This is a genomic window from Micrococcus sp. 63XJN7_6_ISO-PGPR-S23-444 (assembly GCF_058072765.1).
This window is the reverse complement of the sequence record NZ_CM176516.1, coordinates 1,832,046-1,854,071: the sequence shown is the minus strand read 5'-3', so window position 1 is coordinate 1,854,071 and position 22,026 is coordinate 1,832,046. Positions and strand designations below refer to the sequence as shown.

The window sequence follows — 22,026 nt, the reverse complement described above, 5'->3', positions numbered from 1 at the left end:
CCCCTCAGGCGCGCGGGCCGTCGCCGTCCGGGTCGGCGTCGTCGTCGCCCTGCTCCCGACGACGGCGCAGCTCCTCCTCGCGGGCGCGCAGCTCGGCCTCGCGGCGGTCCAGGTCCTGCTCGCGGGCGTCCTGGCGGCGCTGCGCGCGCAGGCTGCGCAGGAACGCCTCGTCATCGTCCGGGGCCCCGGTGGGCCGGGGCGCGGCACGGCCGGCCGGGCGGGCGCGGCCGAGCAGCAGCCACAGCAGCGGCCCCACGAGCGGCACGAGCACGATGACCGCCACCCACGCCGCCTTCGGCAGGCTGCGCACCTCGCGGGCGGGGGTCAACAGCGCCTCGAACAGCGCGTAGAGGGTCAGGCCCGCGAGGATGATCGCGGCGGGGATGATGAAGCGGCCCATCCCGCCAGTCTAGGCGCGGGCTGTGGGGTCGGCGGGCGGGGCGTCCGTCCTCGTAGGATGGACCGGTGCGCATCTTCTTCTACGGTCTGGTCCGCGTGGTCGTCTTCGTCGCCCTGTGGGCGCTGTTCTACTACGTGATGGACCTCGGGATGATCTTCGGGGTGATCGCGGCCACGATCCTGACGTTCGCGGTCAGCTACCTCTTCCTCGGCCGCCTGCGCACGGGGGCCACCGAGGACCTGTCCGCCGCGTGGGAGGGCCGCCCGGGCCGCCGGGGCCGCACCGAGACCGCCGACGCGGACGCCGAGGACGCCTACACCGAGGGCCGGTTCCGCGAGTGAACCCCGCGGGGCGACGGGGCGCATGACGCCGCCGACGCCGCCGTCATCCCGTGCTGCTCAGAGCAGCGCGCCGAGGGTGAACGTGATCGCGTAGACGATCCCGATCACGCCGGTCGCGCGCAGCACCGGGATCAGTGTCCGGCGGTCGTCGGCGCGCAGTACCGTGCGGATCGGCCGGATCGCGAGCAGGCTGCCGATCGGCACGAGCAGCAGTCCCGGGTGCTCCGCCACCCAGAACAGCGACAGCAGCAGGGCGACGGCCAGCATGACGCCGTAGGACGCCCGCGCGGGTCCGTCGCCCAGACGGGCGGCCAGCGTCATCTTCCCGACCTCGCGGTCCGTGGGGATGTCCCGGATGTTGTTGACCATGAGCAGGGCCGTGGAGATCAGCCCGCAGCCGATCGCGCCGGCCCAGGCCAGGCCGCTGACGGCGCCGGCTTGGGTGTACGTGGTGCCGAGGACGGCCACCAGCCCGAAGAACACGAACACGAACACCTCGCCGAGGCCGAGGTACCCGTACGGCCGCTTCCCGCCGGTGTAGAACCACGCGGCCAGCACGCAGGCGACGCCGATCAGCAGGAACCACCAGTGCCCCGAGAGCAGGATGAGCCCCAGGCCGGCCAGCCCGGCGAGGCCGAAGAACGCGAAGGCCGCCTGCTTCACCTGGGCCGCGGGCACGAGCCCGGAGACGGTGAGCCGGAAGGGGCCCACGCGCTCGTCGTCGGTGCCGCGGATGCCGTCCGAGTAGTCGTTGGCGTAGTTCACGCCGATCTGCAGCGCGAGCGACACCACGAGGGCCAGCAGCGCCGCGCCGAGGTGGAAGGAGCCGAGCTCCGCGGCGGCGGCCGAACCGACGATCACGGGGGCGATCGCCATGGGCAGCGTGCGCGGGCGCGCGGCGGCGACCCACTGGGAGAGCGTGGCGGCCATGGGCGGGGGTTCCTCCTGGGGAGCGGGGTGGGCAGCGGCGCGCGGCGGGCCGGGTCGACGGCGGCGCGCGGCCGGGGCCCGACGTCGGCCGGGCCCGGGTCATTCTCCCACGCGGGCGGGGCGACGCTCAGCCGGCGGTGAACCGGGCGGCGAGGGCCTGCCGGTCGGTCTTGCCGGTGGAGAGCAGGGGCAGGGCGTCGAGGACGAGCCACGTCTTGGGCACCGCGGCCGCACCCAGCGCCTCGCGCACGTGGGCGCGCAGGACGGCCTCGTCGGGGGCCGCGGCCGGGTGGGCGGGCACGACGGCGGCGCACAGCCGGGCGCCCCACTCGGGATCCGGCACGCCGGCCACGTGGGCCGCCGCGACGCCCGGGTGCGCCTCGAGCACCGCGGTCACCGCCGCCGCGGACACCTTCACCCCGCCCGTGATGACGACGTCGTCCAGGCGGCCGGTCACGGCCAGCCGCACGCCGCCGTCGTCGGTGGGGGAGAGCACGCCCGTGTCCTCGGTCAGGAAGGCGCGGGCGCCGTCCGCGGCGGTGACGAAGTGGGCGGCGGTGCGGGCGGGGTCGTCGAGGTAGCCGGCCGCCACCATGGGCCCGGCCAGGCGCACGCGCGGCGGGGCGTCGGGATCGTCCGGGGCCACCGCGGCGGTGACGCCGGGCAACGGGACGCCGTCGTAGACGCAGCCGCCGCACGTCTCGGCCATGCCGTAGGTGGCGGTGAGGCGCACCCCCGCCGCCTCGGCCGCGGCCCGCAGCGCGGGATCGAGCCGGGCGCCGCCCACGAGCACGCGGTCGAAGGAACGCAGGGCCGCCCGCCCGGCCGGGTCGGCGTCGGCCGCGAGGAGGCGGGCGAGCTGGGTGGGGACGAGCGAGACGAGCCGGGGGCCGGCATCGTCGGGCAGGGCGGCCGCCCCGGTGGCGAACGCCGCGGGCGTGAACGGGCCCGGGGGCAGGGCCACGGGTGCGGTCCCGGCCGCGATCGAGCGGGAGAGCACGGCGAGCCCGGCCACGTAGTGCACGCCGAGGGCCAGCAGCCACGCCCCCTCGCCGCCGAGCCGCCGGGCCGTGGCCGCGGCCGAGGCGCGCAGGGCCGCGCCGGTCAGGACGATCTGCTTCGGCGTGCCCGTGGACCCGGAGGTGCGCACCACGGCGACGGCGTCCGGGTCGCCGCAGCGGCGCGGGTCGCGGGCCTCGGGTCGGGGGAGCGCGGCGCCGTCGGCGGTCAGCTCGACGGGGGCGCCGCCGTCGAAGGCCGCCGCGAGGGCGTCCGTGGCGCGGGCGAGGGCATCGGCGGTGGCGGGCATGGCCCCGAGTGTAGGAGGCCCGACGGTCGGACGGATCCGCCCGGCGGACCGGACCCGCCCGGCCGGTCAGAGCATGAACGGCACGGTGGCGATCTTGACCACCATGATCAGCGCGAACAGCTGGGCGTACCCCTCGGTCACGCGGGCGTCGGTGGACCGGGAGAGCGCGTAGTCCAGGATCGCCGGCTGGCCCGTGATGCCCGCCAGCGCCCCGTAGGTGCGATCCACGGACTGCCCCAGCAGCCGCGCCGCGGCGATGAGCAGGGCCGCGGTCAGCGCGGTGAGCACGGCGGACATCAGGATGGCCAGCCCGCCGACCCGGGTGAACACCGTCTCGATGAACGCCGGGCCGGCGGCCAGGCCCACCACGCCCAGGAAGAGCATGAGGCCGAACTGCCGCAGCGTCAGCGCGATCTCCGTGGACGGCTCCCACACCGTGGGTCCCGTTCGGCCGATCGCACCGAGGGTGAGGCCGACGAGGATGCACCCGGCCGCCGGGCCGAGGGAGAAGGAGGCCCCGCCCGGAAGCGGGATCGTCACCATGCCCAGCAGGTAGCCCAGCGCCATGCCCGTGCCCAGGGAGATCCAGTCCAGGTTCGAGAGCCCGCGCGTCGAGTTGCCGAAGAAGTCGCGCACCGCCTCCATCCGCGGCGCGGTGGTCACGATGAGCACCCGGTCGCCGACCTTGAGCTCGGTCTGCGGGGTGGCCAGCGACTCGACGTCGTCGCGCCGCAGCCGGGCGACGTCGGTGCCGAAGCGCTCGCGCAGGGACAGCGTGCCCAGGCGGCGATCGGCCAGGGCGCGGGCCGTGACGATGACCATGGAGGTCTGCAGCGGGGTCATCACCCGCGCCGGGTCGGCGTCGGTGCGGCGGCCGAAGGCCTGCACGGCCGCGTCGATGTTCTTCTCCGTGCCGTCCAGGACGACCTCGTCCCCGGGTTCGATCCGGTCGGCGGAGCCGGCGATCCGGGCCACGCCGCCGTGGCGCAGCGCCACCACGCGCACCAGCCCCTCGGAGATCCCGGGGATCTCCCGCACGGCGAGGGCGGAGGTGGCGACCACGGCGGTGAAGCGCAGCTTGCCGTCGGTCACCGGCGCCGGATCGCGCGGGGAACTGCTCCACGGGCGGGCGGCGAGCACGGTGATCGCGATGATGGTGCCGACCACGCCCACCAGGTAGGACAGCCCGTAGCCTACGGCCGGGGCCTGCCCGCCGGTGAGCTGGTTCGCCAGCGCCATCGCCGGCGTCGCGGTGAGCGAACCCGTCCACACGCCGATCGCCGTCGGCAGGTCCAGGTTGAGCAGCGCGGCCAGCGGGTGCACCGTGAAGGCGGTGAGGATCACCACGACGACGGCGGCCAGCATCAGGGGCAGGTTGCGGCGCAGGTCCCGGAAGAACACCTTGCCGGCGCCGAGCCCGATCAGGTAGGCGAACAGGGCCAGGCCGAAGCTCTGGAACAGGGCCAGCCGGTCGCCGACGTCGGGCAGCACCGCCCCGACGAGCAGGCCCACGAACAGTGCTCCCGAGGCGCCGAGGCGGATCTTGCCCAGGGGGATGGTGCCGACGGCGGCGCCCAGGGCGACCGTGGCCATGAGGACGAGGATGGGCTGGTCGTTGAGCAGAGCGAGCATGGGCGGGTCTCCGTCCTGCCGTGGTGGTCGGTCAGAAGTGGTACAGGAAGGCGGACCAGTCCGGGTCGCGCTTCTGCAGGAACGCGTCCCGGCCCTCCACGGCCTCGTCCGTCATGTAGGCCATGCGCGTGGCCTCGCCGGCGAAGACCTGCTGGCCGGCCATGCCGTCGTCGGGAAGGTTGAACGCGAACTTGAGCATGCGCAGGGCCTGCGGGGACTGACGGTTGATGTCCGCGGCGTACTCGAGGGCGACCTCCTCGAGGCGCTCGTGGTCCACGGCCTCGTTCACCGCGCCCATGGCCACCATCTCCTCGGCCGAGTACTCGCGGGCGGTGAAGAAGATCTCGCGGGCGCGCTTCTGGCCCACCTGCCGGGCGAGCAGGGCCGAGCCGTAGCCGGCGTCGAAGGAGCCCACGGTGGCGTCCGTCTGCTTGAACTTCCCGTGCTCGCGGGAGGCGAGGGTGAGGTCCGCGACCACGTGCAGCGAGTGGCCGCCGCCGGCCGCCCAGCCGTTCACGACGGCGATGATCGCCTTGGGCGAGGTGCGCATCAGCCGCTGGACCTCGAGGATGTGCAGGCGGCCGGCCCGGGCGGGGTCGATGGTCTCCGCCGTGTCCCCCTCGGCGTAGCGGTAGCCGTCGCGGCCGCGGATGCGCTGGTCGCCGCCCGAGCAGAACGCGTGGCCCCCGTCCTTGGGGGAGGGACCGTTGCCGGTGAGCAGCACCGTGCCGACGTCCGGGGTCATCCGGGCGTGGTCCAGCGCGCGGTAGAGCTCGTCCACGGTGCCGGGACGGAACGCGTTGCGCACCTCGGGGCGGTCGAAGGCGATGCGGACCGTGGGCAGGTCGCGCACCCAGCGGCCCTGCGCGTCGCGCTCCACCTGCCGGTGGTAGGTCATGTCCTCGAAGTCGAAGCCCTCCACCACGCGCCAGCGCACGGGGTCGAAGAGGTCGGAGACCTGCTCGGGGAGGCGGTCACGGTCCAGGCGGTGCTGCTCGCTCATGCCCAGAACAGTACCGGCGGCCCGCCACCCCGCGCCTTCGTTCGGGAAACGGGAGCCCCCAGCGGCGCTCTCGTTCGAGGAACGGGAGCTCAGCCGCGCAGCATCCCCGGCACCGGAACGGCCCTTCTCAGGGACTGAAGAGCGCTGAGAAGGGTCATATCGGTGCCACGGCGCCTCTCGGCCCCGCCCCTCACCCCCAGCCCGCCGGCCCCGCCGACCCGGCCGGGTACTCGTCCAGCGGCACCTCCTCGGCCTCCCACGCGGCGAGCACCGGCGCCAGGATCCGCCAGCACTCCTCGGCGGCGTCGCCGCGCACGCTCAGCAGCGTCTGCCCGGTGAGGATGCCGCGCAGCACCTCCCCGTAGGCGTCCACCTGCTCCTCGCCCAGGTCGGCGGCGAGGGTGCGCCGCTCGGCGTCGAACGGGGTGTCGGCCCCGTCCACGGCGAGCTCGATCCGCACCTCGCGCGGGTCCAGGCCCACCACGATCCGGTCCCGGCCCTCCGCGGGCGAGAGGCCCTCCGGCACGTCCTCGGGCGCCCGCAGGGTCAGCGCCACCTCCCACCGCTTCCGGCCCAGCGCCTTGCCGGAGCGCAGCCGGAACGGCACGCCGCGCCACCGCTCGGTGTCCACGGCGAGGGTGACCTCGGCCAGCGTCTCGGTCCGCAGCCCGGGGTCCACGCCCTCCTCCTCCGCGTAGGCGGGGATCCGCTCGCCGTCCACCTCGCCGGCGGTGTAGCGGGCGCGGCGGGAGGCGGCCACGGGGTCGTCCTGCCACACCCGGGTGGCGCGCAGGACCTCGACGACGGCGTCGTGCAGTTCCTGCGGACGCAGCCGCTCCGGCGGCTCGAGCGCCGCCATGGCCAGCACCTGCAGCAGGTGCGACTGGACCATGTCCTTTAGCGCGCCGGTGCCGTCGTAGAACTCGGCGCGCCCCTCGAGCGCGATCGTCTCGTCCACCACCACGTCGACCCGCTCCACGTCACGCCCGCCCCACACGCGCCCCAGCAGCCGGTTCGCGGTGCGCAGCCCGAGCAGCGCGGTGACCATGGACTCGCCCAGGAAGTGGTCCACGCGGAACACGCGGTCCTCCTCGACGACGTCGGCCAGCACCGCGTTGAGCTCGCGGGCGCTCTCCTCGTCCTCGCCGAACGGCTTCTCCAGGGCCAGGCGCAGCCCGTCCGGCAGGTCTTCCAAGCCGGCGAGCGCGCCCACGGCCTCCCGCGTGATGCCGGGGCCGAGGGCGAAGTACAGCACGGGCGCGGCGTCCGGGCCGGCGGCCTCGCGGGCCGTCTCGAACAGGGCGCGCAGGTCGTCGGCGTCCGTGGCGTCGGCGGTGTGCCACGCGGCGCGCGCGACGAGGTCCTCGACCTCGTCCTCGTCCAGGGCGGCGCCCGCGAGGCCCTCGCGCACGATCGAGCGCCACTCGTCCGTGCTGTGCTCGCTGTGGGAGGAGCCCACGAGCGTCACCCGCGGCAGGTCGTGGGCGGCCAGCGCACCGGCCAGGCCGGGCAGCAGCAGGCGCGAGGTGAGGTCACCGGTGGCGCCCAGGATGATCAGGGCGACATCGTCGCGGTCGGCGGGGGAGGTCATGGGTGTCCTTCGGCGTCGGCGGCGGGCGGTCCCGGCCAGTCTCCCGTCGGCCCGCCGATCCAGTCCATGCGTGCCCGTCCATGCGTGCCCGTCCATGCCCGCCGGGCCGGGCGCGGCCTCAGCCCTGGCCCGCCGCGCGTCGCGGATGATGGACTGGAGGGCATGACCACGACGACCCCCCGCCGCCCGCCGCTCATCGAGGACCACGCGTACCTGTCCAACCAGCACTCGGGGGCGCTCGTCACCCGCGAGGGGGACGTGACGTGGCTGTGCCTGCCCCGGTTCGACGCCCCGTCCGTATTCACCTCCCTGCTGGGCGAGCCGGAGCACGGGCAGTGGAGCCTGCGGATCGCCGACGGCGAGGTCGTGGAGCGCGCCTACCTGCCCGGCACGCTCGTGCTGCGCACGCGCTGGCGCGGCCCCGAGGGGGAGGCGGAGGTCCTCGAGTTCATGCCGCTGACCAGCCATCGCGGCTCCGGCGTGGCGGTGGACGACGACGGCGGCGCGCTCGCCTCGACGGGCGAGGGCGAACAGGCCCGGGCGGACCTGGTGCGGCTCGTGCGCTGCACCGCCGGCCGCGTGAGCGTGGAGCAGCGGCTCCACGTCCGGCTGGACTACGGCGAGGTGACCCCGTGGGTGTCCCGGCAGACCGACCCGGCGGGGGAGTCCTTCCTCGCGGTGGTCGCCGGCGGCGACGCCCTGGCCGTGCACGGGCCGGACCTGAGCCCGGACGGGCTGAGCCACCGCGGCAGCACCCCGCTGGAGGAGGGCGGGTCCGCCGCATGGACGCTCGCCTGGTACCCCTCGTGGTTCATGGCGCCGGCCGCCCCGAACGCGGAGCGGGCCCTCGAGGCCACCGTGGCCGGCTGGGTGGAGTGGCTGGGCGAGCTGGAGGCCACCGGCCCGCGCGCCGACCGGGTGGCCCGCTCCCTGCTGGTGCTCAAGGGCCTGACCCACCGGGACACGGGCGGCATCGTGGCCGCCCCCACCGCGAGCCTGCCGGAGGACATCGGGGGCGTGCGCAACTGGGACTACCGCTACGTGTGGCTGCGGGACACCGCCCTCACCATCGAGGCGCTCATGGCCCACAACCACACGGAGGACGCCAAGGCCTGGCGGGACTGGCTGCTGCGCGCGATCGCCGGCGACCCGCAGGACGTGCAGATCATGTACACGCTCTCCGGCGGGCGCCGCATGCCCGAGCGGGACCTCGAGCACCTGCCCGGCTACGAGGGCTCGCGCCCCGTGCACGTGGGCAACGGGGCCGCGGACCAGTGGCAGGCGGACGTGATCGGCACGGTGATGCTCGCCCTCGGGAAGCTGCGGGACGCGGGCGTGGGGGAGGACCCGTGGTCCTGGACGCTGCAGAAGCGGCTCGTGGAGCGCCTGCTGGCGCACCGGGACACGAAGGAGCACGGCCTGTGGGAGATGCGGGGCGAGCCCGCGTTCTTCACGCACGGCCGCGTGATGATGTGGGCCGCCCTGGACCAGGCCCTGCACGCCGCCCGGGACCACGGGCTGCCGGCCCGCGACGACGAGCTCGAGGCCTGGGAGCGGGCGCGGGAGGAGCTGCGGGAGGAGATCCTCACCGAGGGCGTGGACGAGGACGGCGCCTTCCGGCAGACCTACGGCTCCACGGAGACGGACGCCTCCCTGCTGCAGATCCCCCACACCGGCTTCGTGCCCCACGACGATCCGCACATGCTCGCCACGGTGGCCCGCGTGGAGGAGGACCTCGTCACCCAGACCGGCCTGGTGATGCGGTACCGCGCCACCGGCATGGACGGGCTGCCGGGCGAGGAGGCGCCGTTCATCATGTGCGCCTTCTGGCTCGTGGAGCAGTACGCCCGATCCGGCCGCGTCGAGGACGCGGAGCGCCTCATGGCCCGCCTGGACGACTGTGCCAACGACCTGCTGCTCATGGCCGAGGAGTACGACGACGAGCTGGACCGGATGGCGGGCAACTTCCCGCAGGCGTTCTCCCACCTGGGCCTGATCCGCGCCGTGGACGCCCTGGAGGACGCCCGCGGCGCGGCCGAGGCTTGACCGTCCGCCCCGTCAGTCCAGCCGCTCGACGGCCCCCAGCGCCGTGAGCAGGAACGCGTACTCCCACGCGGTGTCCTCCCAGCCCTGGTACCGGCCGGAGGCGCCCCCGTGCCCACCGTCCATCTCGGTGCGCAGCAGCACGGGCGCGCCGCCGTCGGCCAGCGGCCTCGCCTGGTCCGAGGTGACGGTGCGGCGCAGCTGCGCCACCCACTTGGCGGGCTCCACGTAGAGCACGCGGGTGTCGTGCAGGCTGGTGACCGCGGCGATCGCCGGGTAGTCCACCGCCCGCACGTTCTCGTAGGGGGTGTACGCGCGCATGGCCGCGTACACCTCGGGGTCCTCGATTGGGTTGCCCCACTCCTCCCACTCGAGCGCGGACAGCGGCAGCTCCGGGTCGAGGATGGTGGTGAGCGCGTCCACGAACGGCACCACGGCCAGGCACGCCCGGTACAGCTCCGGCGCGAGGTTCAGCACCGCGCCCATGAGCAGGCCGCCGGCCGAGCCGCCCATGCAGGCCACGCGCGCCGGGTCCGCCCAGCCGAGGTCCACGAGGTGCCGGGTGGCGTCCACGAAGTCCGTGAAGGAGTGCCGCTTGGCCAGCTTCTTGCCGTCCTCGTACCAGCGCCGGCCCAGTTCGCCGCCGCCGCGCACGTGCGCGACCGCGAACACCACGCCCCGATCCAGCAGGGACAGCCGGGCCACACCCAGCACGGGGTCCATGGACATCTCGTAGGAGCCGTAGCCGTACACCACGCACGGGGCCGTCCCGTCCGGCTTCACGTCGCGGTGCCGGATCACGGTGACGGGGATCCGCACGTCCTCCCCGGTCACCGACGACGGCTCGGAGGCCGGCGCCCACACGCGCTCGGCCACGTAGTCGGCCGGGTCGTAGCCGGGCACCTCCGTCTCGCGGCGCAGGTGCACTTCGCCTGTCGCCGCCGAGACGTCCAGCACGCGCGCGGGCGTGATCCAGGACGTGTAGGCCAGCCGCAGGAACGGGGACTCGGCCGCCGTCGCGGACAGGTGGCACGCGTAGAGCTCCTCGTCGAACGCGGGCTCGCGCCAGTCGGCGCCCTCACCCGCCAGCACCGCCTCCAGCTCGGCGACGACGACGCGCGGGGTCGTCTCCCGGCGCACGGCCAGGGCGGCATGGGTCAGGGTGACCATGACGCCGTCGACCTTCACGTCCTCGCGGTGCGGGACGACCGTGCGCCAGGCGCCGCGGTCGGCGACGTCCGCCTCGGCGACCACCGAGAGCATCCCGTTGGGCGCGGCGACGGGGGCGCCGTCGTCGTCCAGGGCGCGGTCGTGGACCACGAGCAGCCGGCGGACGCCGTCGGCGTCGGTGACGGGCTCGACGTCGGCGAGCATCCGCCACGCGCGGGGGATCAGCACGCGCGGGGCGGGCAGGGGTGCGGCGGGGTCCTCCGGCAGATCGACCACGAGGGTCTCGGAGACCTCCGAGTTGCCGACGCCGATCAGCAGCTGGGTGCGGTCGGCGACGCCCTCGAAGCCGGTCCACATGCCCGGGTCGGCCTCCTCGTGCAGGAGCACGTCCTCGGCCGGGTCGGTGCCGAGCACGTGGGCCCTGACCTGGTACGGCCGCCACGAGTCGTCCCACACGGTGTAGAACACGCGGGTGCCCGAGCGGTCGAAGCGGACGCCGTGGGCCACGTTCTCGACCGCGTCCGGCAGGTCCTCGCCCGTGGCGATCTCGCGCACGCGCAGGGTGAAGCGCTCGTCGCCGGTGTGGTCCACGGCGTAGGCCACCCGGGTGGCGTCCGGGCTGATGTGCAGGCCGCCGAGCGCGAAGAACGGGTGGCCCTCGGCCTCGGCGTTGCCGTCCAGGATCACCTGCTCGCCCGGCAGGGCGGCGTCCGGGGTGATGACGGGCGGGGTCCAGTCGGCCTCCAGGTCGCCGGTGTCGCGTGCGGGCACGCGGCAGTGGATCGGGTACTCGGCGCCCTCGCGGGTGCGCACGAAGTACCACCACCCGTCCCGGCGGGCGGGCACGGAGCGGTCCGTCTCCACCGTGCGGGCCTTGATCTCGCCGACGATCGCCTCGCGCAGCGGCGCCTGGTCCGCGGTCACGGCCTCGGTGTACGCGTTCTCGGCGGCCAGGTGCTCGAGCACGCGGGGCTCCGCCTTGCCGCGCAGCCACTCGAAGTCGTCCTGGAACGTGTGGCCGTGGTGGCGGCGGGTCACGGGCTCGGCGGAGGCGGACGGCGGGACGGGGGCGTGCGAAGTGGTCTGGGGCATGCGGCCCATCCCATCACGCCGCGCGGGGCGGGGCCGACACCCCGCGCCGCACACGGCGACGGCGGCGCACCGGTCCGGTGCGCCGCCGTCGGGGGTGGCGGGTCAGTTCAGGCCGAGCGCCGCCCGGACCACGCCGAGCCCGAAGTACGCGACGAACGCGAGCGCCACGAACCACAGCAGCGGGTGCACCTCGCGGCCGCGGCCCTGGCCCGTGCGGATCACCGCGTAGGCCACCACGCCGGCGCCGATGCCGTTGACGATCGAGTAGGTGAACGGCATGAGGATGAACGTGAGGAACGCGGGGAAGGCCGCGCCCGGGTCTGACCAGTCGATCTGCACCACGTGCTGGCACATCATGAACCCGACCACCACGAGCGCGGGGGCCACGGCCTCGAACGGCACGAGGTGGATGAGCGGGGAGAGGAACACGGCCGCGAGGAAGAACAGGCCGGTGAACACGGAGGCCAGACCGGTCCGGGCGCCCTCGCCGATGCCGGTGCCGGACTCCACGAAGATCTGGTGTGCCGAGCCGGAGGCGCCGCCGCCCACGGTGACCGCGAGCGCGTCCGCGGCGAGCACCCGGTTCAGGTCGGGGATGGAGCCGTCCGGGTTCACGGTGCCGGCCTCGCGGGCCAGGCCCACGGAGACGCCCATCGCGTCGAAGAACACGGAGAGCAGGATCGCGAACACGAGCAGGGAGGCCATCAGCCCGCCCACGGAGGTGAAGGCGCCGAACAGGTCCACGCTGCCGAGCAGGTGCAGGTCCGGGGCGGTCCACTCGGGCAGGGAGGGGGCGATCAGGGACCAGCCGGTGGGCACCGCGTTCCCGTCGGCGTCCACGGAGGGGCCGATGTGGAACACGGCCTCCAGCACGTTGGCGAGGATCGTCGCCACGACGATGCCGATCAGGATGGCGCCGCGCACCTTGCGGATCACGAGGACCGCGGTCAGCAGCAGCCCGACGACGAAGACCAGCACGGGCCAGCCCTCGAGCTCGCCGCCCGTGCCCAGGCCCACCGGGACCGTGGTGTCGGCGGCGTCCGGCAGCCGCCGCACGAACCCGGCGTTGACGAGGCCGATCAGCGCGATGAACAGGCCGATGCCCACCACGATGCCGGACTTCAGCGCCTCCGGGACCGCGTCGAACACGGCGCGGCGGAAGCCGGTGACCACGAGCAGGAGCATCACGAGACCGGCGAGGGTGACGAGGCCCATCAGCTGGGGCCAGGTGAGCCCCGGCGTCGTGGCGATGGTGATGGAGACGAACGCGGAGACGCCCAGGCCCGCGGCCACCGCGAACGGGTGCCGCGCCCACACGCCCATGACGATGGTCATGACGCCCGCCACGAGCGCGGTGACGGCGGCCACGGCGGGGATGCCCAGGGTGTTCCCGGCCGAGTCGGGCCCGGACAGGATCAGCGGGTTCAGCACCACGATGTAGCTCATCGCCAGGAACGTGGCGAGGCCGCCGCGGAACTCCTGGCCCACCGACGAGCCGCGCTCGGTGATGCGGAAGTACCGGTCCAGGGCGCCGCGGGGAGCGGCGGTGGACGGGGCGGGCGAGGGCGGTGGAGAGGCGGTGCGGGAGGCCATGGCACCAGCGTAGTGACCCGGTCCCACGACGATGGCGCGCGTGCCGTCCCGCTACGCTCGCGGGCATGCGTCCCCGCTCCGCCTCCGCCGCCCGCACCCGGGAGGCGCTGCGCGACGCCGTGCAGATCTACGCCCCCTCCACCGTCTACGCCGTCGGCCTGGGCGCCATGACGCCCGCGCTCGCGGTGGCGGCGCTGGCCCTCGGCCTGGACGCGGCGCGGGCGGCCGCCGTGGTGCTGCTGGTGGGGCTCGGCTCGCTCGTGGCCAACGGGCCGGCCTCGGCGCTCGCGGCCCGGGCGGGGGAGCGGGTCACCATGGTCGTCTCCGCCGTGCTCGGCACGGCCGGCGCGGGCCTGGCCTGGGCGACGACGGCCGGGGTGTCCTCCGGGCCGTCGGCGGCGGGGGTGGCCGAGCCGGGGCGGCTGGCGCTGTTCCTGGCCGCGGTGCTCGCCGTGGGCATGGCCGGGGCCGGGTTCAACCTGGCCCGGCAGGCGTACCTGGCGGTGGCGGTGCCGGCCACGCACCGGGCCCGCGCGATGTCCACGCTCGGCGGGACCGTGCGGATCGGGACCTTCCTGGGCCCGTTCCTGGGCGCCGCCGCGCAGGCCCCGCTCGGGCTGGACGGCGCGTTCGCCGCGGCCGCCGCGGCCATGGCCGTCGGCGCCCTGCTGTGCCTGCGGATCCGGGATCTGCCGGTGCCGGCGTCCGGTCCGGCGGCGGGGGAGGACTCCGCCCCGGCCGGCCGACCCCGCCTGCTGGACGTGGCGCGCGCCCGGCGGGGGGCGTTGCTCACGGCCGGCTTCGGTGTCGTGGCCGTCTCCGCCGCCCGCGCGGCGCGCAACGCCGTCATCCCGCTGTGGGCCACGCACCTGGGCCTGGACGCGGCGACGGCGTCGCTCGTCTTCGGCCTGGCCGGCGCGGCGGACCTGCTGCTCTTCTACCCCTCGGGTCGGCTCATGGACCGCTTCGGCCGGCGCGCCGTGGCGGTGCCGTGCCTGACCCTGCTGGGGGCGGGGTTCCTGGCCATCAGCTTCACCCGGGAGCCGACGGCGTTCGCGGCGGCGGCGGTGCTGCTGGGCATCGGCAACGGCTTCGGCGCGGGGATCGTGATGACCCTCGGGGCGGACCACTCGCCGCCCAACGCGCGCGCCCAGTTCCTCGGCCTGTGGCGCTCGATGTCCGACGCGGGGATGCTGGCCGGGCCGCTGCTGCTGTCCGGGGTGACCGCCGCGGCCGGGCTGGCCGTCGGCGTCGGCTCCCTCGCGGTCGTCTGCGGTGTCGGAGCGGTCGTGTTCGCCGCGGTGCTGCCGCGCGGGCCGGGGGCCGTGGCGGACCCGCCGGCCGTCGTCGTGCGCTCCCGCTGACCGGGGCGCCGGGCCGTCGGCTCAGTCGGCGGTCTCGTCCGGGGGGATGGTCTGCCCGGAGGCCTGATCGTCGAAGACCATGTAGGTCTGCGTGTCGACGACGCTCGGCAGGGTCTGCAGCTCGTCGAAGATCACGCGGCGCAGGTCGGCGGTGTCCCGCGCGCGGACCAGCAGGATCACGTCCATGTTCCCGCCCACGAGGGAGACGTGGGAGACCTCGGGGATGGCCAGGAGCGTGGCACGCAGCTCGCGCCAGTCGTGCTGACGCAGCTTCATGGTCACGTGGGCGGAGGCCCCGAAGCCGACCTTGACGGGGTCGACCCGCACGGTGAAGCCTGTGATCACGCCCGCGTCCTGCAGGCGGTTCAGGCGCGAGTAGCAGTGCGCGCGGGAGATGTGCACGCGCTCGGCCAGGGCCGCGACGGACATCCGCCCGTCCTGCGTCAGTTCGCGGACGATCGCGCGGTCCACGCGGTCCAGCGGCTCGGCGGCCATGGCTCCTCCTGGGGCGGGGCGGACGGGGTCGGCCACGCGGCGGCGGACCGTCTACGTGGCACGAGTCACCATAGCAGTTCGTCCGATGGAGTGCCTGGTTTGCACCCGATTGTCTCGTGATCCCGGGCGGGCGAGCGACACATTGACCCTCTTGGGCACACTGAAGGCCACAGATCGAGAGGACCCGCCATGAGTGACCCCACCCCCGCCGTGCCCGGGGCCGCCCGGACCGACGAGGCCGAGACCCGCCCGAACGCCGGCGCCGCCTTCGGCATCTCCCTCGAGGAGTACCTGCTCCCCGCCGCCCGCCGCATCCAGCTGATCGGCGAGGACGGCACTCTGCTGGCCCCGGAGGAGCAGGGCACCGAGCCCGGCCACGAGTATCCCCTGCCCTCCGACGAGGAGCTGTTGGCCGCCTACCGCCACCTCGTCATCGGCCGCCGCGTCAACGACCAGGCCTACGCCCTGGTGCGTCAGGGCCGCATGGCCGTCTACCCGTCCTCACACGGCCAGGAGGCCTCCGAGGTCGCCGCCGCCGTCTGCCTGGGCGAGGACGACTGGCTGTTCCCGACCTACCGCGACACCGTGGCCGTGATCGCCCGCGGCGTCCCGCCGCTCGAGGTGATGGTGGCCTACCAGGGCACCTGGCACCAGGGCTACGACCCCCAGAGGCACCACGTCTCCATCCAGTCCACGCCCCTGACCACCCAGATGCTGCACGCCGTCGGGATGGCCAAGGCCGCCCGCCTGCGCGGCGAGGAGGTCGTGTGCCTGGCCATGGTCGGCGACGGCGGCACCTCCGAGGGCGACTTCCACGAGGCGCTGAACTTCGCGGCCGTGTTCAAGCTGCCGGTGATCTTCTTCGTGCAGAACAACAAGTTCGCCATCTCCGTGCCGTTCGCCAAGCAGTCGGCTGCCCCGTCCCTGGCCCACAAGGCCGTGGGCTACGGCCTGGCCGGCGAGCGCGTGGACGGCAACGACCTCGGCGCCCTGCTGGCCGTGCTGGGCCGCGCCGTGGACCTGTGCCGGCAGGGCCAGGGCCCCTTCCTCGTGGAGGCGGACACCTACCGCATGCAGGCGCACACCAACACGGACGACCCCTCGCGCTACCGCGACGACGCCGAGGTGAAGGAGTGGGAGGCGCGCGACCCGCTGCGCCGCATGACCGCCTACCTCGAGTCCACCGGCGCCCTCACCGAGGAGGTCTCGGCCCAGATCGCCCGCGACGCGGAGGACGTCGCGCAGCAGCTGCGTGACGCCATGAACGCCGAGACGGAGCTCGATCCGCTCGAGCTCTTCGACCACGTCTACTCCGTGCAGACCCCGCAGCTCGCCGCCCAGCGCGCGCAGCTGGCCGAGGAGCTGTCCCGTTCCGAGAACCAGGAGGCCTGAGCATGACGACCCTGACCTTCGCCGCCGCGCTCAACGCGGCGCTGGCCGACGAGATGGCCGCCGACGACATGGTGGTGGTGTTCGGCGAGGACGTCGGCACCCTCGGCGGCGTCTTCCGCATCACGGACGGGCTGACCGCGCGCTTCGGCGAGGAGCGCTGCTTCGACACCCCGCTGGCCGAGTCCGGCATCGCGGGCATGGCCGTGGGCATGGCCCTCGGCGGCGCCCGCCCCGTGATCGAGATGCAGTTCGACGCGTTCGCGTACCCGGCCTTCGAGCAGATCGCCTCGCACGTGGCCAAGATGCGCAACCGCACCAAGGGCGCCACGCCCATGCCGATCACCATCCGCATCCCCTACGGCGGCGGCATCGGCGGCGTGGAGCACCACTGCGACTCCTCCGAGTCCTACTACGCGCACACCCCGGGCCTGAAGGTGTACACCCCGGCCTCGGTGAAGGACGCGTACATGATGCTGCGCTCGGCCATCCGCCTGGACGATCCGGTGGTCTTCATGGAGCCCAAGAAGATGTACTGGACCAAGGCCGAGCTCGACCTCGACCAGCTGCGCGCCGAGTTCGAGGAGGGCTGGGCCCGCGTCGAGGACAAGAAGGAGCACGGCGAGGCCTGGGCCCGCGCCGCCGTCGTCCGCGAGGGCACGGACGTCACCCTCGTCTCCTACGGCCCCTCCGTCCCCACCTGCCTCGCCGCCGCCCAGGCGGCCGCGGAGGAGGGGCTCTCGGTGGAGGTCGTGGACCTGCGCACCGTGAACCCGCTGGACGAGGACACGATGACCGCCTCGGTCGCCAAGACCGGCCGCGCCGTCGTCGTCGCCGAGCCGCAGGGCTTCGCGTCCGTGGCCTCCGAGCTGGTGGCCCGGATCCAGCAGCGCTGCTTCCACTCGCTGGCGGCGCCCGTGGGCCGCGTGACCGGCTTCGACATCCCGTTCCCCGCGCCGAAGCTCGAGGAGCACCACCTGCCGAACATCGACCGCATCCTGGACGCGATCGACGACCTGAACTGGGACCTGGACGCCGAGGAGGCCCGCGCATGAGCAACACCTTCCTGCTGCCCGACCTGGGCGAGGGCCTGACCGAGGCCGACATCGTCCGCTGGCTCGTCGCCGAGGGCGACACCGTGGCCGTCGACCAGCCCATGGTCGAGGTCGAGACCGCCAAGGCCCTCGTCGAGGTGCCGAGCCCGTACGCCGGCACCGTGCTGACCCTGCACGGCGCCGAGGGCGAGACCATGGACGTCGGCAGCCCGCTGATCACCATCGGCGAGGCCGGCGAGTCCGGTGAGGGCTCCGCGCCCGTCGCCGGCACCGAGGCCCTGGCCGTCCCGCCGTCCACGGGTGCGGCCGCGGCCGAGGCCGCCCGCCCCGGTGCGCTGAGCTACCGCGAGGAGGAGATGGCCGGCGTCCAGCCGAAGCCGGACAAGGCCCGCGGCGGAGACGGCGACGTCGCCGGCTCCGACGACGAGGCATCCGGCGCCGTGCTCATCGGCTACGGCACCTCCGGCCACAAGGCCACCTCCCGCAGCCGTCCGTCCAAGCGCGGCCGCGGCGCCGCCCGCCCGACGCCGGCCCCCACGGCCGTGGCCGGCGCCCCGCGCGTGACCTCCCCGATCGTCCGCAAGCTCGCCCGCGAGAAGGGTGTGGACGTGGCCGCGCTGACCGGCACGGGCTCGGACGGCCTGATCACCCGCGCCGACGTGCTCGCCGCGGCCGAGGGCTCCGCCCCGCAGGCCACCCCGGCCCAGGCCCCGTCGGTCGCAGCCGTCCCGGCGGCCGAGGCCACCGCGCAGCCGGGCGCCGTGGACGGGCGGACCGGCCTGGCCGTCGTCGCCCGCACCCCGATCACGGGGGTGCGCAAGGTGATCGCGGACCAGCTCTCCCGCTCGCGCCGCGAGGTCCCGGAGGTCACGGCGTGGCTGGACGTCGACGTCACCGCCCTGCTCGAGCTGCGGGCCGCGCTCAAGGCGAAGGACCCGGAGAACGCGCCCTCGCTGCTCGGCCTGATCGCCCGCTTCACCCTGGCCGGCCTGCGCCGGTACCCGGTGATGAACGCGCGCATCGAGGCCGGGGCGGACGGCAAGGACGAGATCGTGGAGGTCGACGGCGTCCACCTCGGCCTGGCCGTGCAGACCGACCGCGGCCTCATGGTGCCGTCGGTCGAGCACGCTGAGAAGCTGTCCGCGGACGAGCTCACCGCCGCCATCAACGACACCGTCAGCCGCGCCCGCGCGGGCCGGGCCGCCCCGGCCGAGCTCACCCGCGGCACGTTCACGCTGAACAACTACGGCCCGCTGGGCACGGACGGCGCCACGCCGATCATCAACGTGCCCGAGGTCGGGATGCTCGGCATCGGCCGGATCATCGACCGCCCGTGGGTCGTGGACGGGGAGATCGTGGTCCGCAAGGTCACCGAGATGACCGTGACCTTCGACCACCGCGTCACCGACGGCGCCACCGCGAGCGCGTTCCTCACGTTCGTGGCGGACTGCCTCCACGATCCGACGGCGGCCCTCGCCCGGATCTGATCCGGACGATCCCGGCCCGCCTCAGCCCCTGACGAGCCCTGCGATGTGGCGGCCATTCCTCGCGGATGGCCGCCACATCGCAGGGCTCGTCGTCTGGTGGGCGTGCGGGGAGGGGTCAGTCCGCGCGGCCGCGGCGGAAGGCCGTGCCGAGCGCGCCCCACAGCAGGACCGCGGGGGAGGCGCTGAGCAGGATCCCGGCCGGCTCGGCCGCCGGGTGGGGGCCGGCGCCGCTGGTCGCGGGGGTGTCGAGGGTGAGGGCCAGCAGCGTCAGCCCGGCCGCCAGGCCCGCGACGCCCAGGGACCAGAGCGTGGCCTCCACGCCGCGGGCGCCGCGCGGTGCGGGCCGCGGTGCGCCGTCGTACCGGGCGAACGGCACGGCGAGCAGGCCCCAGGCGGCGGACACGAGCGCCGCGGCGGCCATGTCCGACGGCCGGTGCCAGGCCTCCGTGTAGGCGACGGCGCCGGTGCAGGAGCTCACCACGGCGCCGAGGACGGTGGTGAGAGGTCGCCACCGGGCGGGCACGAGCAGCAGCGCGGCCACCGCGGCGCCCGTCGCGAGCGTCATGTGGCCCGAGGGCAGTGAGTTGCCGCCGGACCACGGGACCCCGTCGGCGTGCTCGGGCCGCGGAAGCGCCGCCTTGAGCAGCTGCGTGGTGAGGTTGGACCCGGCCAGCACGAGGAGGGCGAGCAGCCCCCGCCGCCGCCACCGGGCCACGGCGAGCGCGCCGAGCGAGGCCAGCGCCATGCCGACCGCCAGCCCGAGCGGCAGGATCCGCACCACCTGGGAGGCCACGTCCGGCACGGTGTCCGCGTAGCGCTCCTCGACGGCGCGGAACACCTGGTACTCGAGCACCTGGCCGGCGGAGGACCACACCAGGGCGGCGTAGACCAGCACGACGCCGGCCACGCACGCGGCCAGCGCCAGCCACCACGTCCACGAGGGGAGGCGGCGCGGGGCGCGGGCGGTGGGGGGCATGGGTTCCATTGTGTCGGACGCGCAGCCGTCATGCAGGCTTCATCGGACGGTCACGCCTCCGTCGCCGTCCCGTCCTCCGCGCCCCTGAGCCGCCTGCCTAGCCTGGGGCCATGACCCGCGTGCCCCCCGCCCACGGACATCGCCCGGCCCTCCGCGACTCCACCGGCTCGGCCCCCGGCCCGGGTGCCGAACCGGGCGCCCGGCCCCGTCTCTCGGCCGAGGACCTGCTGGCCGCCCGGGACGCCCTGGCCCCGTTCGGCCGGCTGAGCCGGCAGGAGCCCATCGAGTGGGCCGCCGAGGAGCCCCTCGCCCCGGACCTGGCCGACTTCTACCGCTACGTGGGGCCGGAGTGGCTGGAGATCGACACCCTCGGCCTGCCCGTGATGTTCTTCCCGCTGGACCGCCTCTGGGACGAGCAGGCCGGCTACCGGTGGAACCACCGCACCGGTGCCCTGCTGGTGGACTGGAACGAGGACTGGACGGTGGTGGCCAAGCAGGGCGCCGACCCGTTCATCCACGCGGCCTCCACCGGTCAGGTGCTCATGGCCCCGGGAGACGAGGGCTGGGAGGACCGCCTGGACGAGCCGCGACCGGTCTTCCGGGACCTCACGGAGATGACCCGCGCGCTCGCGGCCGTGGGCACGGCGTGGGCGCGCTTCGACGACCCGTTCACCGTCGACTGGCATCTCACCGAGGAGGTGACGACCGCCGTCGTCGCCGGCCTGGAGGAGGTGCTCGGCGCCCACGACCGCGCCGTGGACCTGGCCCGAGCCCTCGGCTACCTCCGCGCCGTCTGAGCGTCGGCGCCGCCGCGGGAGCCCCACCCCGCCGGCGCCCGTCGGAACGGGAGCCGAGCGCCCTTCCTACACTGGCCGCATGAGCACCGCCCCCGCCCTGCCCCCGCTGCCCGGCGCGCCGGGCGGTCCCGCCCTGCCGAGCATCGAGGAGCTGCTGGCCGACGCCGTCGCGGTCGCCCTGCCGATGCGCGTGCGGTTCCGCGGCACGGACCTGCGCCACGCCCTGCTGCTGCGCGGCCCGGCGGGCTGGGCCGAGTTCTCCCCGTTCCCGGAGTACGGTCCGCACGAGTGCGCCGCGTGGCTGGCCGCCGCGATCGAGGCCGGCTGGCAGGGCTGGCCCGCCCCGGTCCGCGAGACGGTCCCCGTCAACGCCACCGTGCCCGCGGTGGCCGCGGACGACGTCGAGGCCGTCCTGGCCCGCTACGGCGACGGCATCACCGCGGTCAAGGTCAAGGTGGCGGAGCACGGCCCCGAGGGCGAGCTCGTCCCCGGCAGCCGCGAGGCCGACCTGGCCCGCGTGCGGCGGGTGCGCGCGCTGCTGCCCCACGCGCAGGTCCGCGTCGACGCCAACGCCGGCTGGACGCCCACCGAGGCCGTGGACGTGCTCACCGCGCTGGCCGACGTGGGCCTCGAGTACGCGGAGCAGCCCGTGCCCGGCATCACCGACCTCGCGGAGGTCCGCGCGGAGCTGCGCGCCCGGGGCGTCCCCACCCCGATCGCCGCGGACGAGGCGGTCCGCAAGGCCGAGGACCCCCTCGCCGTCGCGGCCGCCGGGGCCGCGGACCTGATCGTGGTGAAGGTCCAGCCGCTCGGGGGCGTGCGCCGGGCCGCGGCGATCGTGGCGGCCGCGGGGCTGCCCGCGGTGGTCTCCTCAGCGCTGGACACCTCCGTGGGCATTGCCGGCGGCGCCGCGCTCGCCGCCTGCCTGCCGTCCCTGCCGCACGCATGCGGGCTCGGCACCGCGGCCCTCTTCGAGCACGACGTCGTCGCCCCGGCCTGGGGCCCCCGCGCGGGGGCCCTCCCGGCACCGGGGGAGCGGGCACCCGCTCCCGACCCGGGCCTGCTCGACCGCGTCCGGGCGGACGGGGCGCGGCAGGCGTGGTGGGCCGACCGCGTGCGAGCGGCCCACGCGGTGCTGGCCGCGCAGGGCTGACGGGCCCGCCCGGTCCCCGTCGGCGCGGGGCATGTGAGACGGATTACAGCACGCCGACGGGACGAAATCCGGCGGCCGGGAAGAGTTCAACTCGCGGCCACCTGGGCGTGGCTCCCCGCTCGGAGCGAGGGGCCAGGGTGATGGCGGCCCCGGTCGGTCTCACCCCGGGGTCGTCTCCGGCCCGGCACCGGATCCCGGACCATCCC

At 75.1% G+C, this 22,026-nt stretch carries 18 protein-coding genes; 8 read left to right on the top strand and 10 right to left on the bottom strand.

Annotated features, from left to right (window positions below):
• Nucleotides 1-4 precede the first annotated feature (4 nt).
• Entirely contained in the window at nucleotides 5-400 is a 396-nt protein-coding gene (locus AC3RJ9_RS08505; protein ID WP_036336899.1) for a PLDc N-terminal domain-containing protein, read from the bottom strand.
• Between the two features lie 65 nt (nucleotides 401-465).
• Between AC3RJ9_RS08505 and AC3RJ9_RS08500 the strand changes: the two genes are divergently transcribed.
• Entirely contained in the window at nucleotides 466-741 is a 276-nt protein-coding gene (locus AC3RJ9_RS08500) for a DUF4229 domain-containing protein (RefSeq protein WP_010080315.1), read from the top strand.
• A 57-nt stretch (nucleotides 742-798) separates the two neighbouring features.
• On the opposite strand, the gene AC3RJ9_RS08495 is transcribed toward AC3RJ9_RS08500, so the two are convergent.
• The 5 genes from AC3RJ9_RS08495 to AC3RJ9_RS08475 form a co-directional block, all read right to left on the bottom strand.
• Entirely contained in the window at nucleotides 799-1,671 is an 873-nt protein-coding gene (locus AC3RJ9_RS08495) for a 1,4-dihydroxy-2-naphthoate polyprenyltransferase (RefSeq protein ID WP_489727630.1), read from the bottom strand.
• Nucleotides 1,672-1,798: 127 nt separating this feature from the next.
• Complete coding sequence (locus tag AC3RJ9_RS08490; RefSeq protein WP_158183936.1) at nucleotides 1,799-2,980, bottom strand: AMP-binding protein; 1,182 nt, start codon at nucleotides 2,978-2,980, stop codon at nucleotides 1,799-1,801.
• 66 nt (nucleotides 2,981-3,046) lie between these two features.
• Nucleotides 3,047-4,612 (bottom strand): aspartate:alanine exchanger family transporter, encoded by a 1,566-nt coding sequence (locus tag AC3RJ9_RS08485; RefSeq protein ID WP_158183935.1) that lies wholly within the window; start codon nucleotides 4,610-4,612, stop codon nucleotides 3,047-3,049.
• Nucleotides 4,613-4,643: 31 nt separating this feature from the next.
• Entirely contained in the window at nucleotides 4,644-5,615 is a 972-nt protein-coding gene (locus AC3RJ9_RS08480; protein ID WP_010080319.1) for a 1,4-dihydroxy-2-naphthoyl-CoA synthase, read from the bottom strand.
• A gap of 190 nt (nucleotides 5,616-5,805) precedes the next feature.
• On the bottom strand, nucleotides 5,806-7,206 hold the full coding sequence (locus AC3RJ9_RS08475; protein ID WP_010080320.1) for a glucose-6-phosphate dehydrogenase: 1,401 nt from the start codon (nucleotides 7,204-7,206) through the stop codon (nucleotides 5,806-5,808).
• Nucleotides 7,207-7,368: 162 nt separating this feature from the next.
• Here AC3RJ9_RS08475 and AC3RJ9_RS08470 point away from each other — a divergent pair, with 162 nt between their 5' ends.
• Nucleotides 7,369-9,252 carry a glycoside hydrolase family 15 protein gene (locus AC3RJ9_RS08470; RefSeq protein ID WP_036339453.1) on the top strand — a complete coding sequence of 628 codons (1,884 nt, stop codon included), beginning with the start codon at nucleotides 7,369-7,371 and terminating at the stop codon, nucleotides 9,250-9,252.
• 12 nt (nucleotides 9,253-9,264) lie between these two features.
• Here the strand turns inward: AC3RJ9_RS08470 and AC3RJ9_RS08465 are convergent, their stop codons facing one another.
• Complete coding sequence (locus AC3RJ9_RS08465; protein ID WP_036339458.1) at nucleotides 9,265-11,511, bottom strand: S9 family peptidase; 2,247 nt, start codon at nucleotides 11,509-11,511, stop codon at nucleotides 9,265-9,267.
• A gap of 102 nt (nucleotides 11,512-11,613) precedes the next feature.
• Nucleotides 11,614-13,104, bottom strand: coding sequence for an NCS2 family permease (locus AC3RJ9_RS08460; protein WP_036339451.1), 1,491 nt, complete (start codon nucleotides 13,102-13,104; stop codon nucleotides 11,614-11,616).
• A 65-nt stretch (nucleotides 13,105-13,169) separates the two neighbouring features.
• On the opposite strand from AC3RJ9_RS08460, the gene AC3RJ9_RS08455 reads away from it, so the two are divergent.
• The gene (locus tag AC3RJ9_RS08455) at nucleotides 13,170-14,468 is read left to right on the top strand and encodes an MFS transporter (RefSeq protein WP_052001190.1); all 1,299 of its coding nucleotides are present in this window, start codon (nucleotides 13,170-13,172) and stop codon (nucleotides 14,466-14,468) included.
• Nucleotides 14,469-14,489: 21 nt separating this feature from the next.
• Here AC3RJ9_RS08455 and AC3RJ9_RS08450 read toward each other — a convergent pair whose 3' ends face one another.
• The gene (locus AC3RJ9_RS08450) at nucleotides 14,490-14,963 is read right to left on the bottom strand and encodes an Lrp/AsnC family transcriptional regulator (RefSeq protein ID WP_036316705.1); all 474 of its coding nucleotides are present in this window, start codon (nucleotides 14,961-14,963) and stop codon (nucleotides 14,490-14,492) included.
• A 189-nt stretch (nucleotides 14,964-15,152) separates the two neighbouring features.
• Here AC3RJ9_RS08450 and AC3RJ9_RS08445 point away from each other — a divergent pair, with 189 nt between their 5' ends.
• Genes AC3RJ9_RS08445 through AC3RJ9_RS08435 form a run of 3 tightly spaced genes read left to right on the top strand, consistent with a single transcriptional unit; the run spans nucleotide 15,153 to nucleotide 18,894 of the window.
• A complete protein-coding gene (locus tag AC3RJ9_RS08445) occupies nucleotides 15,153-16,355 on the top strand; it encodes a thiamine pyrophosphate-dependent enzyme (RefSeq protein WP_036339448.1) in 1,203 nt (400 codons plus the stop codon).
• 2 nt (nucleotides 16,356-16,357) lie between these two features.
• The gene (locus AC3RJ9_RS08440; protein WP_049147940.1) at nucleotides 16,358-17,407 is read left to right on the top strand and encodes an alpha-ketoacid dehydrogenase subunit beta; all 1,050 of its coding nucleotides are present in this window, start codon (nucleotides 16,358-16,360) and stop codon (nucleotides 17,405-17,407) included.
• On the top strand, nucleotides 17,404-18,894 hold the full coding sequence (locus AC3RJ9_RS08435) for a dihydrolipoamide acetyltransferase family protein (protein WP_206495899.1): 1,491 nt from the start codon (nucleotides 17,404-17,406) through the stop codon (nucleotides 18,892-18,894). The genes AC3RJ9_RS08440 and AC3RJ9_RS08435 overlap by 4 nt, the downstream gene beginning before the upstream one ends.
• A gap of 115 nt (nucleotides 18,895-19,009) precedes the next feature.
• Here the strand turns inward: AC3RJ9_RS08435 and AC3RJ9_RS08430 are convergent, their stop codons facing one another.
• Nucleotides 19,010-19,870 carry a phosphatase PAP2 family protein gene (locus tag AC3RJ9_RS08430; protein WP_489727629.1) on the bottom strand — a complete coding sequence of 287 codons (861 nt, stop codon included), beginning with the start codon at nucleotides 19,868-19,870 and terminating at the stop codon, nucleotides 19,010-19,012.
• A gap of 110 nt (nucleotides 19,871-19,980) precedes the next feature.
• Between AC3RJ9_RS08430 and AC3RJ9_RS08425 the strand changes: the two genes are divergently transcribed.
• Both AC3RJ9_RS08425 and AC3RJ9_RS08420 read left to right on the top strand, forming a co-directional pair.
• Nucleotides 19,981-20,667, top strand: a complete 687-nt coding sequence (locus AC3RJ9_RS08425) for a hypothetical protein (RefSeq protein WP_206495897.1) — start codon at nucleotides 19,981-19,983, stop codon at nucleotides 20,665-20,667.
• Between the two features lie 79 nt (nucleotides 20,668-20,746).
• Nucleotides 20,747-21,820 (top strand): o-succinylbenzoate synthase, encoded by a 1,074-nt coding sequence (locus AC3RJ9_RS08420; protein WP_206495896.1) that lies wholly within the window; start codon nucleotides 20,747-20,749, stop codon nucleotides 21,818-21,820.
• The last annotated feature ends 206 nt before the right edge of the window (nucleotides 21,821-22,026 follow it).